Origin of the sequence: Paraplanobispora siamensis (assembly GCF_016863175.1) — a bacterium.
Taxonomy (GTDB): Bacteria; Actinomycetota; Actinomycetes; order Streptosporangiales; family Streptosporangiaceae; genus Planobispora; species Planobispora siamensis.
The window spans coordinates 199,942-216,332 of sequence record NZ_BOOJ01000012.1 but is presented as its reverse complement, the minus strand read 5'-3'; the positions used below and the strand labels follow the sequence as shown (position 1 = coordinate 216,332).

Below are 16,391 nucleotides of genomic sequence, written 5' to 3'. Positions count from 1 at the left end.
GTTACCTGTTGTGCTGCGGCGATTCCCTATTCACCCGGCGAACGGGAGCCCGCGGAGGGGGTGGCGAGGCTCCCGGAGGCCGTCCCCGAGGCGGCGGGCGCCGTACCCGGGGAGCCGGAGGCCGCCTCCGGAGCCGCGGGCGCCGCGCCCGGGGAGCCGGACACCGCGCCGGGAGTCCCGGACGCCGTGTCCGGGGAGCCGGACGCCGCCCCGGGACCCGCCGGATCGGGGGTCGCGGGGGCGGGGGCGGGGGTCGCGGACGCTCCCGGCGTCTCCTTCGGAGGCTCCGGCGTCGTCCCGGGACCCTCGGGTCCGGGGCCGGGAGTGTCGGCGTCCGGAGGGCCGGGCTCCAGCTCGCGCGCCGACTGTCCCGGGGGCAGCGGGGCCGGTGGGTCGCCGGTCAGCTCGGGCAGCGCCCGGTAGATCACCGCGGCGATCGGCACCGCCACCGCGGCGCCGGCGATGCCGGCGACGATGCCGCCCGCGGCCAGCACCAGGATGATCGCCAGCGGGTGGAAGCTCAGCGCCCGGCCGACGATCAGCGGCTGCAGCACGTGGTTCTCCAGCTGCTGCTCGACCACCAGGATGCCCACGAAGATCAGCGCGTAGATCGGGCCCTTGGCGCCGAGGGTGACCAGCGTGGCGACGGCCCCGGCGAAGAAGATCCCGACGATCGGGATGAAGCTGGCCAGGAAGATCAGCACCGCGAGGGGCGCCCAGAGCGGCACGCCCATCCCCGCGAGCACGATGCCCATGATCACACCGTGCACCGCCGCCACCGCCACGGTGCCCTGCACGTAGTGCGAGAGCGTCACCCAGGCGGCCCGCCCGGCCCGGTCCACCCGGGGTGTGGCCGAGCCGAACGCCTTGAGGAACCAGGCCCAGATCCGGTCGCCGTCCTTGAGCAGGAAGAACGTGACGAACAGCAGCAGGACGATCGAGGCCAGCACCTCCAGCGCCACGGTGGCGCCGGTGAGGACCGTCTGGGTGATCTGCTGCTGTTGCTGGGTGATCTGTCCCGCGATCCGGTCGATCCACTCGCTGATCTGGGTCGGCTGCAGGTGGAGCGGGCCGGTCTGCAGCCAGCCCTGCACCTCCCTGGCGGTCGCCTGGACCTGGGTGACCAGCCGGGGGAACTCCTCGTTGGCCCGTACCCCGATGAGCCATCCGGTGCCGCCCAGTACGGCGAAGGCGAACAGCATGGTGACCCAGGTGGCGTATATCGGGCGCATGCCCGCCGACCTGAGCCTGCGGGTCACCGGGAACAGCAGCGCGGTGAGCAGGAACGCCACGGCCAGCGGCAGCATGACGATGCGCAGGGCGGCCACGAACTGGGCGACGTAGAAGACGGCCCAGCCGATGATGATCAGGCACAGGCTCCACACGGCGAGGCGGAGCAGAGTGCTCGGCACCAACTTCGTCAGACGTTCCCGATCGGAGATCACGCGTTCCAGACTGTCATGCCCGGCCCCGGAACGCGCGCCGTTATCCCGCCGGTGCGGACGGGCGGGAAGGGAGCCGGCGAAAGGGGCGGACGCGCAGGGGCGGGTGGGAGGGATGAACGCGCGGGAGCCGACGGGAGGGGCGGATACGGAAGAGCGGATGTGGAGGGACGCCGTACCGGCCTGCCCCCCACATCGCGGTCGGGGTCAGCGCTCTTCCGGCGGGCGGGTGATCACCCGGTCCTCCAGATGGCAGTCGCAGTTGCCGCATCCTGGGGGCATGCCGTGTCCTCCCTCACCTGTGACCCCTCGATCGTACGGCGGGCGCACCCCCGATGACCCGCCCGGAAGGGCCAGAGTGCCGTGCGCGGGGGCCATGGTGGTCGCGCCCGCGGGTTCGGGCGCCGGCGGTGAGAGATTTCTCCGGGACCGTGTTGATCCGCGGGCCGCCCGTTCGACGTAAGGGTGCGAGGGTCGGCAGACGGCCCCGCCGGACGAAACGAGGAGAACGCGATGCCGAAGTACCTGCTGATCATGCGGGGGACCGACGAGTCGAACGCGGCCATGATGGCCGACATCGACGAGATGATGGCCGCGACCCACCGGTTCATCGAGGAGATGGTGAAGGCGGGGGTTCTCCTCGCGGCCGAAGGGCTGGACGATCCGGGCCAGGGCGCCGTGGTCGACTTCGGCGGCGAGGTCCCGGTGGTCACGGACGGGCCGTACGGCGAGACCAAGGAACTGTTCGGGGGCTTCTTCATGCTCGACGTCGCATCGAAGCAGGAGGCGATCGAGTGGGCCAAGCGGGTCCCGGCGGCCCCCGGGTCCAAGATCGAGGTCCGGCGGGTGCCCGGGAGCGACGAGGTCCCGCAGGTCCACGAGTGATCGCCGAGGACCGGGCCGGGCGCGAGAGCGACGGCCGGATCTGATGGGCGGGGCCGACGTCGAGGCCGTCTGGCGGATCGAGTCGGCGCGGATCGTCGCCGCGCTGACCCGGTTCACCGGTGATTTCGAGCTGGCCGAGGACGCGGCCCAGGAGGCGGTGGCCGAGGCGCTGGTGTCGTGGCCGCTCGCCTCTCCGGCGAATCCGGCCGGCTGGCTGATGGCCACGGCCCGGCGGCGGGCGATCGACGCGATCCGCCGCCGGACCGCCCTTCAGGACCGATACGCCCTGCTGGCGGCCCGCGCGGCGGTCGACGAGGAAATCGATCCCGACAGGATCGACGACGACGTGCTGGCGCTGATGTTCGTCAGCTGCCATCCGGTGCTCTCCCCCGAGGCCCGGGTGGCGCTGACCCTGCGCGTGGTCGGCGGGCTGTCCAGCGAGGAGATCGCCCGCGCGTTCCTCGTACCCGTCTCGACGGTGCAGGCCCGCATCACCCGGGGCAAGAAGACGATCGCGGCGGCCGGGGTGCCGTTCGAGCTGCCGTCGGCGGCCGAGCGCCGGGAGCGGTTGAGCGGCGTGCTCAGCGTCATCTACGTGATCTTCACCGAGGGGTCGACGGCCACGTCGGGCGACCGGCTGCTGCGCCCCGACCTCGCGTACGAGGCCATCCGGCTGGCCCGCACGCTGGCCGCCCTGCAACCGGCCGAGCCGGAGGTGCACGGCCTGCTCGCGTTGTGCGAGCTGACTGCCGCGCGCTTCCCGGCCCGGACCGGCCAGGACGGCTCGCCGATCCTGCTCGAGGACCAGGACCGGCGGCGGTGGGACATCTCGGCGATCCGCCGCGGGCTGGCCGCGCTGGCCAGGGCGTCGGCTCGCGGCCTCGGCCCCTACGGCCTGCAGGCCGCGATCGCCGCCACCCACGCGTCGGCGCCGTCGGTCGAGGCGACCGACTGGGACCGGATCGTGGTGCTCTACGAGGCACTCGGCCGGATCGCGCCCTCGCCGGTGGTCGAGCTCAACCGGGCCGTCGCCGTCGCCATGGCCTCCGGCCCGGCGCAGGCCCTGGCCATCGTGGACGAGCTGATCGCCGCCGACCGGCTCCCCGGTTCGCATCTGGTCCCGACCGTACGCGGTGAGCTGCTGGCCCGGCTCGGACGGCGATCGGAAGCGCGCGCCGAGCTGGAGCTGGCGGCCCGGCTGTGCCCCAACCGGCGCGAACGATCGGTGCTGCTGCGCAAGGCGGCCGCACTGAGCTGACCTCTCCGGATCGGCCGGCCGGGGAACGCGGACGGCCGCCGCGCCGGCGGGAGCGGTGAGGCTCCCACCGGCGCGGCGGTCACGGACCGGGCGTGCCGGTCACCGATCCGGCGTGCCGGTCACCGGACAGCTGCGGCGGTCACCGGTCAGGCGAGGACGACCTCCACGGTCAGCTCGCCCTCTCCCGGCTCAAGGACGAACTCCTCGACGGCCCCGGCGCCGCACAGGTCGTCCTGGGCCTGCCGCACCAGCCCGGCCGGGGCGCCGGCGACGGTCAGGCGGGAGACCTCGGCGCGCATCGACAGCTTGGCGTCGGACTTGGCCCTGCGGACGCGGCCGAGGACCGCGGCCACGGCCGGCAGCAGCTCCGGGTCGCCGCCCCGCCCGTCCGGCTCCGGCCAGGGGGCCCGGTGGACCGAGCCCTCACGCCACCAGGACCAGACCTCCTCGGTGACGAACGGCAGGAACGGGGCGAACAGCCGGAGCATGACGTCCAGCGCCTCGCGCAGCGCCTCCCGCGCCGACCGGGCGCCGTCGTCGTCGCCGTACGCCCTGACCTTCACCAGCTCCAGGTAGTCGTCGCAGAACTCCCAGAAGAACCGCTCGGTCCGCTCCAGCGCGCGGGCGTAGTCGTAGCCCTCGAACGCCTCGGTGGCCTCGCGGGTCGCCTGCGCCAGCCGGGCCAGCATCGACAGGTCGAGCGGCTCGGTGATCCGCGGCTCCCCGGACGCCTCGTCCCCCCGCTCCGGCCCGCCGAAGCCCAGGACGAACTTCGAGGCGTTCAGGATCTTGATCGCCAGCCTGCGGCCGATCTTGATCTGGCCGGTGTCGAAGGCCGTGTCGGTGCCGGGACGGCCGCTGGCCGCCCAGTAGCGGACCGCGTCGGAGCCGTGCTGCTCCAGCAGGTCCAGCGGCGTGACGACGTTGCCCTTGGACTTCGACATCTTCTTGCGGTCGGGGTCCAGGATCCAGCCGGAGATGGCCACGTGCCGCCAGGGCAGCGTGTCCTGCTCCAGGTGCGCCCGCACCACGGTCGAGAACAGCCAGGTCCGGATGATCTCGTGGGCCTGCGGGCGCAGGTCCATCGGGAACACCCGCCGGAACAGGTCGTCGTCCTGCTCCCACCCGGCGGCGATCTGCGGGGTCAGCGAGGAGGTCGCCCAGGTGTCCATGACGTCCGGGTCGCCGGCGAAGCCGCCGGGCTTGCCGCGCTGGTCCTCGGTGTAGCCGGGCGGCACGTCGATCGAGGGGTCCATCGGCAGCGTGGACTCCTCGGGGACGATCGGCGAGGAGCGGTCGGGCTCCCCGTCTGCGTCCAGCGGGTACCAGACCGGGATGGGCACGCCGAAGAACCGCTGGCGGGAGATCAGCCAGTCCCCCGCCAGGCCCTCCACCCAGTTGTCGTAGCGGACCTTCATGTGCGGCGGGTGCCAGGCCAGCTCCGCGCCCCGGGCCAGCAGCGCCTCGCGCAGCTCGCGGTCGCGTCCGCCGTTGCGGATGTACCACTGGCGGGTGGTGACGATCTCCAGGGGCCGCTCGCCCTTCTCGTAGAACTTCACCGCCCGCTTGACCGGCCGCGGGTCGCCCTCCATCTCGCCGGACTCGCGCAGCAGCTCCACGATCCGCTCGCGGGCGCTGTGCACGGTCTTGCCCGCCAGTTCGGCGTACGGCTCCGCGGGGACGCCCTCCGGCGCCTCGGACAGCAGCCGCCCGTCCCAGCCGATCACCGCCCGGGTGGGCAGGTCGAGCTCCCGCCACCAGACGACGTCGGTGACGTCGCCGAAGGTGCAGATCATCGCCAGGCCGGACCCCTTGTCGGGCTCGGCCAGGCGGTGGGCCAGGATCGGGACCTCCACGCCGAACAGCGGCGACCTGGCGGCGGTGCCGAACAGCGGCCGGTAGCGCTGGTCGTCCGGGTGGGCGACCAGAGCCACGCAGGCCGGGATCAGCTCGGGCCGGGTCGTCTCGATCCAGACCCGGGCCCCCGAGGGCAGGGTGAAGGCGATCCGGTGGAAGGCGCCCGGCCACTCGCGGTCCTCCAGCTCGGCCTGGGCCACGGCCGTGCGGAAGGTGACGTCCCACAGCGTGGGCGCCTCGGCCACGTAGGCCTCGCCGCGGGCGAGGTTGCGCAGGAACGCCCGCTGGGAGGCGGCCCGCGCGTTGCCGTCGATGGTGGCGTAGGTCATGGACCAGTCGACCGACAGGCCCAGCCGCCGCCACAGCTCCTCGAAGGCCTTCTCGTCCTCGATCGTGAGCTTCTCGCACAGCTCGATGAAGTTGCGCCGGCTGATCGGGATCTGCTGCCTGCCCGGCTCGGCGGGCGGCTGGAACGAGGGGTCGTAGGCGATGGAGGGGTCGCAGCGCACGCCGAAGTGGTTCTGCACCCGGCGCTCGGTGGGCAGGCCGTTGTCGTCCCAGCCCATGGGATAGAAGACCTCACGGCCGCGCATGCGCTGGAAGCGGGCGATCGTGTCGGTGTGGGTGTAGGAGAAGACGTGGCCGACGTGGAGGGATCCGGAGACGGTCGGCGGCGGGGTGTCGATGGAGTAGATCTCGTCCCGCGTGCGCGAACGGTCGAAGCGGTAGACGCCCTCGGCCTCCCAGCGGCCTACCCATACGCGCTCCAAGCCGTCGAGAGTCGGTTTCTCGGGCATGGGCGCATGGCGCGGTCGCTGATTCGTCATGCCACCTTATGGTATGGCTTCGCGCCCTTCTCCGCTGAGAAGACTAGTGTTCGTTATCTGAAGCGACCTATGCACCGCGCACTGGAGGGATCGTGGCCGACGAGAAGGAAAAGCAGGACATGGCCTGGCGTGCCATCGGCGGTCTGGTCGGGCTCGTCACGGCATGGGCGGCGAAGAAGACCCTGGGCTTCGCCTGGGAGAAGGCGACGGGCAAGAAGCCTCCGATGGACAACGACTCCCTGGAGGTCAGCCTGGGCGAGGCGATCGGTTACGCCGTGGTGATGGGAGTGGGCATGCAGGTGGCGCAGATCCTGGCGGCCCGGACCGCCCGCAAGCGCTACAACGCCTGGCGGGCCCTGAAGGACGCGGCCAAGGAGGTCTCCTCCTGACCGGCGGCGGGCCGGCGGCGCCCTGCGGCCCGCCGGCCCGCCGTACAGTCCTGATCCCGCCCGCCGTACGGTCCCGGTCCCGTCCGCCCGCCGTACGGCCCGCGCGTGGAGGTCAGGCCTCCAGGGCCGCCAGGAAGGTCTTCGCCCAGTGGTCCACGTCGTAGGTGGACACCCGGCGGCGCAGCGAGCGCATCCGCCGTGACAGGTCGTGCGGCGTGGCCCGCATCGCCGACAGCATCGTCCGCTTGAGACCGTCGATGTCGTAGGGGTTGACCATGAAGGCCTGCTTCATCTCGTCGGCCGCCCCGGCGAACTCGCTGAGCACCAGCGCCCCGCGCAGGTCGTGGCGGCAGGAGACGTACTCCTTGGCCACGAGGTTCATCCCGTCGCGCAGCGGGGTCACCACCATCACGTCCGCCGCCAGATAGAGCGCGGCCAGCTCGTCGCGGCCGTACGACTGGTGCATGTACTGCACCGGCTGCTGCCCCAGGTCGCCCTGCTCCCCGTTGATCCTGCCGACCTGCAGCTCGATCGAGTCGCGCAGCCGCATGTACTCCTCGACCCGCTCCCGGCTGGGCGTGGCGATCTGCACGAACACGGCCTCGCCCGGCTTGATCGAACCTTCGGCGAGCAGCTCCCCGAACGCCTTCAGCCGCTGGCCGATGCCCTTGGTGTAGTCGAGCCGGTCGACGCCCAGCAGCACCTGCTCGGGGTCGCCCAGCTCCTGGCGGATCTCCGCCGCCCTGGCGATGATGTGCGGCTCGCGGACCAGGGAGTCGAGCTCGGAGAAGTCCACCGAGATGGGGAAGGCCTCGGCTCGCACCACCCGGTCCTCTACGTAGATCTCGTGCTTCTGGTACTGCAGGCCGAGCGTCTTGCGGCACAGCCGGATGAAGTTGGAGGCGCCGCCGGGACGCTGGAAGCCGACGAGGTCGGCGCCGAGCAGGCCCTCCAGCAGCTCGCGCCGCCAGGGCAGCTGCTGGAACAGCTCGCCGGGCGGGAACGGGATGTGCAGGAAGAAGCCGATGCGCAGGTCCGGCCGGAGCTTCCTGAGCATGGCGGGGACGAGCTGGAGCTGGTAGTCCTGCACCCACACGACCGCGTCCGGGGCGGCGACTTCGGCGGCGGCCTCGGCGAAGCGCTGGTTGACCAGGCGGTAGGCGTCCCACAGCACGCGGGAGTACACCGGGGTGGCCACCACGTCGTGATAGAGCGGCCAGAGGGTGGCGTTGGAGAAGCCCTCGTAGTAGAGCTCCACCTCGCGTTCCGACAACGGCACCGGGATCAGGTGCATGCCGTCGTGGTCGAAGGGGTCGAGCTGTTCGTCCGGGGCGCCGTGCCAGCCGATCCACGCCCCCTCGCGGCGCTGCAGGACGGGGGCGATCGCGGTGACCAGGCCGCCGGGGCTGCGCCGCCACATGTCCTCCCCCACCCGGTCGACGGGAAGACGGTTGGCGACGATCAGGAACGAGCTGGAGCCCGGCACTAAATCCTCCAAGTAGTTGACTTAACCAATCAACTACCCCATTAACCCCTTTTTATGACGTTCCAGGAGGTAGAGCTCGATGGCGGCGCAGATCGGCGCGAACCACCTCCGAGAGTTTTCTGGTGGCCGCCCGGTTGAGCGCCCCGCCCGCCACGGCTCCGGTCAGGAAGGGGCCGAGCGTGGTGAGGTGCCGGCCGAGGGTGCGCATGAGGCGGTTGCGCAGGGCCGTCTTGGCCGCGGTGCCCAGGGCGAGGGTGACGGAGGCGGGGGCCATGGGGTCCACGCCGCGCTGCTTGGACCAGGCCGTCACGAAGGCGATGGCCCGCTGGGTGCCGCCGCCGGGCACCTGCACGCCGTACACCTCGTGGAGCTCGGCGATGAGCTTGACCTCGATGGCCGCGACCACCAGGGTCTCGGCGACGAGCTGGGCGGGGGTGGACAGCAGGAGGGGCGGGGCGGCGAACTCGGCCGCCGCGAGGGCGCCGCCGATCGCGCCGACCGCCATGGTGGCCTTCGCCGCGGTGCGAGCGAGGTCGTCGGCCAGGGCCTCGCCGATGAGGCCGTGGTGGTGGGCGGAGAGTGTCTCCAGGTCGCGCACGGGGATGCGGGGCGCCACGGCCATGAAGACGTCGGCCAGCCAGCGGCCCCGGCCCACGCCGGACTCCTTGGCCTTCTTGGCGCCGGTGGCCAGCGCCCTGCTCAGACGCCCGAGCAGCCGTCGGCGCTCGGCCCCGTCCATCTCGCCGGGCTCGGCCAGGCGGCCGACGAGCTCGGCGACCTCGTGATGGGTCTCGCCTGCCGCGTCGTCGTGCGGTGCGCCGGACGACTCCGCGGCCCCGGAGTCGTCCGGCATGGCACCGGTCTGCCTGTTCTCTGACGTCATGTCGCGGAACCTCCTCAAGGCTGCCCCAAGGCCCTACCCGTCCACGGGGGGACACACATCGGACAGGCCATCGGAACGGTCGTCAGGCAGCGCACTCCCGGCAGATCTGCTGTCCGTTCTTCTCAACGGCCAGCTGGCTGCGGTGGTGCACCAGGAAGCAACGCGCGCAGGTGAACTCATCGGCCTGACGAGGAATCACCCGGAGCGAGAGCTCCTCGTTCGACAGGTCCGCACCCGGCAGTTCGAGCGACTCGGCGAGGTCGGTCTCGTCGATGTCGATGCTGCCCGAGGACTTGTCGGTACGGCGCGCCTGCAGTTCCTGAAGACTGTCCTCGCTGAGGTCGTCGTCAGTCTTGCGTGGGCTGTCGTAATCGGTAGCCATCGGTCTGCTCCATCCCCCTCATCTATCTGTCTGCGCTCGCTCGCGCGTGTGTAACGTACGAGAGGCCCGTCTTGTGCCCGATCCGGCAGAGAGATTCCTGCTTCGGTACCCCGCCGGAATGGTCGCCGAACCTCCCTACACGTGAGGGGCCCGCCGCCAATGGGCGTGGTTAGCCAAATATGGCGAAAACCACAGCCTTGCCAGCATGCACCACCGTGTTCGACGGCACATCCAACCACATGTACGGCGCGAACGAGACGCTCCCCGCCGGATCAACGTGGCTGAAGTCTCACGGTCACCACGAGACCGCCTCCGTCCCTGGGGACGGCGGTCACGTTGCCCCCGTGAGCCCGCACGACCGCGCGGACGATGGACAGCCCCAGACCCGCCCCCTTGGACGAGTCGACCCGCTCGGCGTTGAGGCGCCGGAACGGCTCGAACAGGCTGCTCACCTCGTACGCGGGCACGTGCGGCCCCGTGTTGGCCACCTGAACAACCAGAGCACCCTCCACCATTCCCGCCCGGACCCAGACATGTCCGGACTCGGAAAGGTTGTGCTTGATGGCGTTCTCCACCAGGTTGGCCACGCACCGTTCCAGGAGGACCGGGTCGCCCACGGTCTCGGCGCTCTGGATCTCGGAGACGACCGTGACGCCGGCCTCCTCCGCGCGCGGCGCCAGCTGGTCCACGGCGGTCTCGGCCACGTCCTTGACGTCCACCGGCTTGCGCACGCTCAGCTCCCGCTCACTGCGGGCGAGCAGGAGCAGGCCCTCGATGAGCCTCTCGTTGCGCGCGTTGACCTCCAGGAGCGTACGGCCCAGCGCCTTGAGGTCCTCCGACGCCTCGGGGTCGCCCAGGGCGATCTCCAGGACCGTCCGGTTGATCGTCAGCGGCGTGCGCAGCTCGTGCGAGGCGTTGGCCACGAACCTGCGCTGCGTGTCGAAGGCGACGTTGAGCCTGGTCAGCATGGCGTCGAAGGTGTCGGCCAGTTCCTTCAGCTCGTCGTCGGGACCCTTGAGGTCGATCCGCTCGTGGGCGAGGGTGCTGCCGGACAGCTTGCGGGCGGTGGCGGTCATCTGCTGGATCGGCTTGAGCGCCCGGTCGGCGACGAGATAGCCGATGACCAGCGCGAGGATGCCCACGCCCGCCAGCGCCAGGAGCGAACGGATGAGCAGGGTCCTGCGGACGCCGTAGATGGCGGTGTGCTGGTACCAGTTCCACTGCCGCTCGATGTCCGCGGCCAGGTTCGGCTCGACGGTGTCCAGCCGGAGGGGGAACTCGGGCCACGCCGAGTCGAGCACCCAGCCCACCATCATGTAGATGACGAGCAGCAGCAGCGCGCCCGCGATGAAGAAGAGCGCGCCGTAGGTGAGGGTGAGCCGCCACCGGATGCTGACCCGGTCGGTGACCTTCTTCACCCGCTCCAGCAGGGAGGTGCCCGCGGGAGGGGAACCCATCGGCGGCCCCTCCCAGACGGGCGGGCCGGCCGGGGAGCCGGACGGGGAGGGGGCCTGGACCGTCGCGGTCCCCGCGCCCCCGGGTCCGGCGGCGGACGCGCCCCGAGGCCCGGGAGCCGTCCCGGCGGCGGCCGTGCCGGGGACGCCGGGTCCGGCCGGGCGGGCGGGCGCCGCGCCCCCGATCTCCAGGATCTCCGGCGCGCCCGTCTCCGCGTCGCGGCGCGACCTGCGCCCCTCGCGCTCGGAGTGCGGGCTGATCATGGGATGGGTCGGCTCGGAGTCCTGCCGCCCGCCGGGCGGGACGAACCTCGGCCGCTCCTCCGGCGTACCGCTCACAGCTTGTATCCGACCCCGGGCACCGTCTCGATCGCCTGAGGCTCGCCCAGCTTCTTCCTCAGGGTCATCATGGTCACCCGCACCACGTTGGTGAACGGGTCGATGTTCTCATCCCACGCCTTGTCCAGCAGGTCCTCCTGGCTGACCACCGCGCCCTCGGCGCGCATCAGCTCCTCCAGGACCGCGAACTCCTTCTTCGTGAGATTGATCTCCTCGCCGTTCCTGGTCACCAGCCGCTTGCCCGGGTCCAGCCGGATGCCGGAGCGCTCCAGCACCGGCGGCAGGGCCGGGGCCGAGCGACGGCCCAGGGCCCTGACCCGGGCGACGAGCTCGATGAACACGAAGGGCTTGGCCAGGTAGTCGTCGGCGCCCAGGCCCAGGCCCTCCACCTTGTCGTCGACGTCGCCCGAGGCGGTCAGCATCAGGATGCGGGAGGCGGTCCGCTCGGCCACCAGCCGGCGGCAGACCTCGTCCCCGTGCACCTTGGGCAGGTCGCGGTCCAGCACGATCACGTCGTAGTCGATGTAGCCGGTCCGCTCCAGTGCGCCGGCGCCGTCGTAGGCGACGTCCACGGCCATGGCCTCGCGCCGGAGTCCGGTCGCGATCGCGTCCGCGAGCACCCGCTCGTCTTCAACCACAAGCACCCGCACGGCCTCTGACACCTCCCGTGACATCCGTCGGACAGCCGCTCGAGCGGCCTCTCATTCTCACCTCACCGGCCGTAAGCCGGCGGTAAGTCCACTGTCACGATAGACACACTTGCAGCGATCTGGGCCACAGGAGGTTTAGAGCGATCGCGCGGGTGGGTAAGCACGCCCTCAGTCCCTTTTGTGAGCACCCTCCGTCCCCCATGAGAGAGAAGGTGAGATGGGCGAGTTCACGACCACGATCGAACACCGCCTCGACCAGGCCTACAAGAACCTGCAGGAGGCCCGGTCCACCGGCGACGACTACCTCGCCGACACACTCACCGCCGAGATCGAGGACCTCCGCCGTCTCGCCACCGACAACGGTGTCCCGCTCCAGCGCTGACGTAAGCATCGACGGGTAAGGCCCCGCACCTCGTCCGAGAGGTGCGGGGCCTTATCCGTGTCCCGGCGCCCGTGTCTCCCGGCGCGCCCGCGCGGGCCCGGCGGCGCGTGCGGGCGCCGGGCTCAGGAGTCCCGTTCGGGGTTCAGCGGGGCCAGGAGCGCGTGCAGTTCCTCGAACAGGCCGGGCGCCGCGCACAGCGTCATCCCCGGGTTGGCCGGCTTGCCGTGCAGCCCGCCGAACCTGGCCCCGGCCTCGGCCGCGATGAGCCCTCCGGCCGCGTAGTCCCAGTCCTGCGGGCCGCGCTCGTAGTAGCCGTCAACCCGCCCGGCCGCGACCGAGCACAGGTCCGAGGCCGCCGAACCGCCCCGGCGGATGTCGCGCACGCGCGGCACCACGCGGGCCAGGACCTCCGCCTGGACCGCGCGCCGTCCGGGGCCGTAGCCGAAACCGGTGGCGATCAGCGCCTGCTCCAGCGGCACGCCGGTGTTGCAGCGCAGCCGCTCACCGGCCAGCCACGCGCCTGCGCCCTTGGCCGCGGTGAAGACCTCACCGCGTGGCACGACGTTGACGACCCCCGCGACCACCTGCCCGTCGACCTCCACGGCGATGCTGACCGACCACTCGGGCAGGCCGTACAGGAAGTTGACCGTGCCGTCGATCGGGTCGACGATCCAGCGGACCCGGCCGTCGCCGGTGCTGCCGCCCTCCTCTCCGAGGATCGCGTCGTCCGGCCTCGCCTGCCTGATCCTGGTGCGGATCAGCTCCTCCGACGCCTTGTCCAGCGCGGTCACCACGTCGGTGGGGCTGGACTTGGTCGCCAGCACCTCGGGCCGGGCCGGCCGCTTGGCCAGGAGCATCTCCCCGGCCTCGCGGGCGATCCGCTCCGCCAGTTCCACGAGACCCGCGGCCTCACTCGCAACGGCGTCACTCACAACGGGGTCACTCACAGTCGTTCACCACTCCTCGGTCGCTTCAGGGTCCCATCGTCCCCCGTGGACCGTTCCGCGCGCCGGGCCGGGTCCGCGACGCCGCGGACCCGGCCCGGCGGTGGCCACAGGCGTGCTCAGAAGAGCGACTCCGGGCGCTTCCACTCACGCTCCAGGACGTGCTGCGCCAGGAAGGCCAGCACGGTCTCGTACCAGGCGACCGCGTTGCCCGGCTTGAGCACCCAGTGGTTCTCGTCGGGGAAGTACAGGAACTTCGACTCCACGCCGGAACGCTGCAGGTCCCACCACAGGCGCAGCCCCTCGCCGATCGGCACCCGGTAGTCCTTGTCGCCGTGGATCACCAGCATCGGCGTGACGATCTTCTCCAGCGACAGGTGCGGGGAGAGCCTGTCGTACAGCTCGCCGCCCGGCCGGCCGAACTCGCGCTGCCAGTACATGGACGCGTCCGTGGTCCCGGCGAACTGGTCCAGGTGCCAGAGCGAGGCGTGGGTGACGATCGCCTTGAAGCGGTCGGTGTGCCCGGCGACCCAGTTGGCCATGTAGCCGCCGAAGGAGCCGCCCATCGCGGCGGTACGGCTCGCGTCGATCTCCGGCAGCTCCAGCGCCGCGTCGGTGATCGTCATCAGGTCGGCGTGGGTGCGCGGGCCCCAGTTCGCCCAGCCCCGGCGGATCATCTCCGGCCCGTAGCCGGTGGACAGGCACGGGTCGGGCAGCAGGACGGCGTAGCCGTTCGCCGCCATGATCCACGGGTTCCACCGCCAGGACCAGTCGTTCCAGCTCGACAGCGGGCCGCCGTGGATCCACAGCAGCAGCGGCGCCGGGTCCTCGGCCGAGGCGCCCTCGGGCAGCACCAGCCAGGCCCGGATCTCCGCCCCGTCGTCGGCGGTCGCGGTCACCTCGGTGAGCGTGCCGGGCAGCTGGAGGTCCGGAGCCGGGGAGGCCAGCTCCTCGACCGCGCCGGCCGTCTCTCCCGCGGCGATCCTGACCGGGCCCGCCGCCCGGTCCACGGCGCTGCGCAGCGCGTAGAGGGTGCCGTCGGGGGCGACGTTGAGCGAGGAGTAGGCGCCGTCGTCCGCGGTGAGCCGTACCGGCTCGGAACCGTCGGCGGGGACGCGGAAGACCGGGCGGCGGCCCAGGTGGTCGGCCGCCGCGTACAGCGAGGCCGAGTCGGGCGCCCAGGTCACCTCCGACGGCCAGAGCCCGCCGCCCGCGGCGTGCCCCTCACCGGTGGCCAGGTCGATGATCCACAGGGTGCGCTCCGGGATGGCCGAGGTCTCGGCGTGCTTCTCGCGGGTGCAGGCGACCAGGCGCCCGTCCGGCGAGACGGCCAGCGGGCCCTCGAAGTCGTGACCCTCCAGGCTCGCCAGGACCCTGCGGGTCCCGCCGTCGGCGGTCTCGATCAGCACCAGCTCGGAGCGGACCTCTCCGCCCGGCTGCGGGACCGCCCACGTGGCCACGACGGCGGAGCCGTCCGGGGTCACCTCGTAGGAGGCGTTGACCAGCGCGCCGCCGGAGTCCGGAGTGAGATCCCGCACATCCTCCAGCCGGTCCTCGCCGAGGGCGCCGGCGAACAGGCGGGGCCGGCCGGGTCCCAGGTCGTGATCCCAGTAGCGCACCGGGTAGCCCTCGTGCAGGATCGCGCTGATCCCGGCGTCCTTGCGGGCCTTGCGCCGCTCGGCCTCGGTGGCCTCGTCGCCGGGCAGCACATCCGAGGAGAAGACGACGGCCGGCCCGCCGGTCGCGAAGCCGCCGATCCCCCCGGGCCGGGAGGCGACCTGCCGGGCCTCCCCGCCGCCCGCGGGCAGCAGCCAGAGCGCGGAGACCTCCTCGTCGGGGTCCTTCACCACGGGGTCGGGGCGGCGCGAGCCGAACAGGACGTCGCCCCCGGCGGTGAACTCGGCCCCGGCCTCGCCCTTGACGGACCTGGTCAGCCGGTACGGCCTGCGCCCGTCGAGGGGGATCTCCCACAGGGACGTCCCGTAGGACTTGCCGTCCGGGTTGAGCGCCTGCACCACGCTCACCAGACGGTTCCCGTCCGGGGAGAGACGCAGGGACACCAGTCGCGGTACACCGACGTATTCACGGATGTCAGAGAAAGGGGTCACGGAACCGAACCTACCTCTACTGCCGCCCCGCATCGCGCGCCCCGCGACCGGTGACCGGGCCCGTGCCCCGACCACGCCCCGCATGCGGTTGGATGAACCGCATGGGGACTTACGACGCGCTTCTCGTCGTCTCGTTCGGAGGCCCGGAGAAGCCGGACGACGTGATGCCGTTTCTGGAGAACGTGGTGCGGGGCCGTGACATCCCCCGCGAGCGCCTGCTGGAGGTCGAGGCGCACTACCAGCGGTTCGGCGGGGTCAGCCCGATCAACCAGCAGTGCCGTGACCTCATCGCGGCCGTCGAGCCGACCGTCGACCTGCCGATCTACTGGGGCAACCGCAACTGGCACCCCTACCTGGAGGACACCCTGCGGCAGATGGCCGCCGACGGCGTGCGCAGGGCCGCGGCGTTCGTCACCTCCGCCTACGGCTCCTACTCCTCCTGCCGGCAGTACATCGACGACATCGCCCTGGCCCGCGCGGCGGTGGAGGGCGCCCCGGAGATCGTCAAGCTCCGGCACTACCACGACCACCCCGGCTTCGTCGCGGCCATGGTCGACCACACGCGCGAGGCCCTGGACCGGCTCCCCGCCGAGCACCGCGACGCCGCGCGCCTGGTCTTCACCGCGCACAGCATCCCGACCTCCATGGCCAGGACGGCCGGGCCGGGCGGCGGGCTCTACGAGGCCCAGCTGCTGCGGACGGCCGGGCTGGTCACGGCCGGGCTGGGCGGCGGGCACGAGTGGGACCTGGTCTGGCAGAGCCGCAGCGGCGCCCCGCACATCCCGTGGCTGGAGCCCGACGTCTGCGACCACCTGGAGGAGCTCGCGGGGCGGGGCACCCCGGCGGTGGTCCTGGTGCCGATCGGCTTCGTCTCCGACCACATGGAGGTCGTCTACGACCTCGACGTGGAGGCCAGGGACATGGCCGCCAAGCTCGGCCTCCCGCTGACCAGGGCCGCCACGGCGGGCACGCACCCGAGGTTCGTGGCGATGGTCGGCGAGCTGCTGGCCGAGCCGGAGCCCGTGGCCTGCGGAGCGACCTGCTGCCCGGCCCCGCCGCGCCGCCGGGCGCCGCAGGAGGCCCGGGGCTAGCGACAGCCCGGGTT

Annotated in this window: 13 protein-coding genes and 1 pseudogene; 5 read left to right on the top strand and 9 right to left on the bottom strand. The window is 72.1% G+C overall.

The window, feature by feature from the left end:
• Positions 1-26 precede the first annotated feature (26 nt).
• On the bottom strand, positions 27-1,412 hold the full coding sequence (locus Psi01_RS06565; protein ID WP_239127198.1) for an AI-2E family transporter: 1,386 nt from the start codon (positions 1,410-1,412) through the stop codon (positions 27-29).
• 543 nt (positions 1,413-1,955) lie between these two features.
• On the opposite strand from Psi01_RS06565, the pseudogene Psi01_RS06560 reads away from it, so the two are divergent.
• A pseudogene (locus Psi01_RS06560) lies at positions 1,956-2,371 on the top strand (YciI family protein).
• Positions 2,371-3,585 carry an RNA polymerase sigma factor gene (locus Psi01_RS06555; RefSeq protein ID WP_204063022.1) on the top strand — a complete coding sequence of 405 codons (1,215 nt, stop codon included), beginning with the start codon at positions 2,371-2,373 and terminating at the stop codon, positions 3,583-3,585. The pseudogene Psi01_RS06560 and the gene Psi01_RS06555 overlap by 1 nt, the downstream one beginning before the upstream one ends.
• A gap of 146 nt (positions 3,586-3,731) precedes the next feature.
• Here Psi01_RS06555 and valS read toward each other — a convergent pair whose 3' ends face one another.
• On the bottom strand, positions 3,732-6,269 hold the full coding sequence (gene valS / locus Psi01_RS06550) for a valine--tRNA ligase (protein ID WP_204063021.1): 2,538 nt from the start codon (positions 6,267-6,269) through the stop codon (positions 3,732-3,734).
• Positions 6,270-6,361: 92 nt separating this feature from the next.
• On the opposite strand from valS, the gene Psi01_RS06545 reads away from it, so the two are divergent.
• Positions 6,362-6,658 (top strand): DUF4235 domain-containing protein, encoded by a 297-nt coding sequence (locus tag Psi01_RS06545; RefSeq protein ID WP_239127197.1) that lies wholly within the window; start codon positions 6,362-6,364, stop codon positions 6,656-6,658.
• A gap of 112 nt (positions 6,659-6,770) precedes the next feature.
• Here the strand turns inward: Psi01_RS06545 and Psi01_RS06540 are convergent, their stop codons facing one another.
• The 5 genes from Psi01_RS06540 to Psi01_RS06520 form a co-directional block, all read right to left on the bottom strand.
• Positions 6,771-8,144 carry an alpha,alpha-trehalose-phosphate synthase (UDP-forming) gene (locus Psi01_RS06540; protein ID WP_204063020.1) on the bottom strand — a complete coding sequence of 458 codons (1,374 nt, stop codon included), beginning with the start codon at positions 8,142-8,144 and terminating at the stop codon, positions 6,771-6,773.
• Positions 8,145-8,196: 52 nt separating this feature from the next.
• Complete coding sequence (locus tag Psi01_RS06535; protein WP_204063019.1) at positions 8,197-9,027, bottom strand: hypothetical protein; 831 nt, start codon at positions 9,025-9,027, stop codon at positions 8,197-8,199.
• 82 nt (positions 9,028-9,109) lie between these two features.
• The gene (locus Psi01_RS06530; protein WP_030914836.1) at positions 9,110-9,409 is read right to left on the bottom strand and encodes a DUF4193 domain-containing protein; all 300 of its coding nucleotides are present in this window, start codon (positions 9,407-9,409) and stop codon (positions 9,110-9,112) included.
• A 272-nt stretch (positions 9,410-9,681) separates the two neighbouring features.
• Positions 9,682-11,127, bottom strand: coding sequence for a sensor histidine kinase (locus Psi01_RS06525; protein ID WP_373872470.1), 1,446 nt, complete (start codon positions 11,125-11,127; stop codon positions 9,682-9,684).
• A 71-nt stretch (positions 11,128-11,198) separates the two neighbouring features.
• Positions 11,199-11,852, bottom strand: coding sequence for a response regulator transcription factor (locus Psi01_RS06520; protein ID WP_204063018.1), 654 nt, complete (start codon positions 11,850-11,852; stop codon positions 11,199-11,201).
• 217 nt (positions 11,853-12,069) lie between these two features.
• On the opposite strand from Psi01_RS06520, the gene Psi01_RS06515 reads away from it, so the two are divergent.
• Complete coding sequence (locus Psi01_RS06515) at positions 12,070-12,234, top strand: hypothetical protein (protein WP_203891170.1); 165 nt, start codon at positions 12,070-12,072, stop codon at positions 12,232-12,234.
• 122 nt (positions 12,235-12,356) lie between these two features.
• Here the strand turns inward: Psi01_RS06515 and Psi01_RS06510 are convergent, their stop codons facing one another.
• Positions 12,357-13,166: an inositol monophosphatase family protein gene (locus tag Psi01_RS06510; RefSeq protein WP_275424492.1), complete on the bottom strand. Its 810-nt coding sequence runs from the start codon at positions 13,164-13,166 to the stop codon at positions 12,357-12,359.
• Between the two features lie 131 nt (positions 13,167-13,297).
• Complete coding sequence (locus tag Psi01_RS06505; RefSeq protein WP_204063017.1) at positions 13,298-15,319, bottom strand: S9 family peptidase; 2,022 nt, start codon at positions 15,317-15,319, stop codon at positions 13,298-13,300.
• Between the two features lie 68 nt (positions 15,320-15,387).
• Between Psi01_RS06505 and Psi01_RS06500 the strand changes: the two genes are divergently transcribed.
• Positions 15,388-16,377 (top strand): ferrochelatase, encoded by a 990-nt coding sequence (locus tag Psi01_RS06500; protein ID WP_204063016.1) that lies wholly within the window; start codon positions 15,388-15,390, stop codon positions 16,375-16,377.
• Positions 16,378-16,391: the final 14 nt, after the last annotated feature.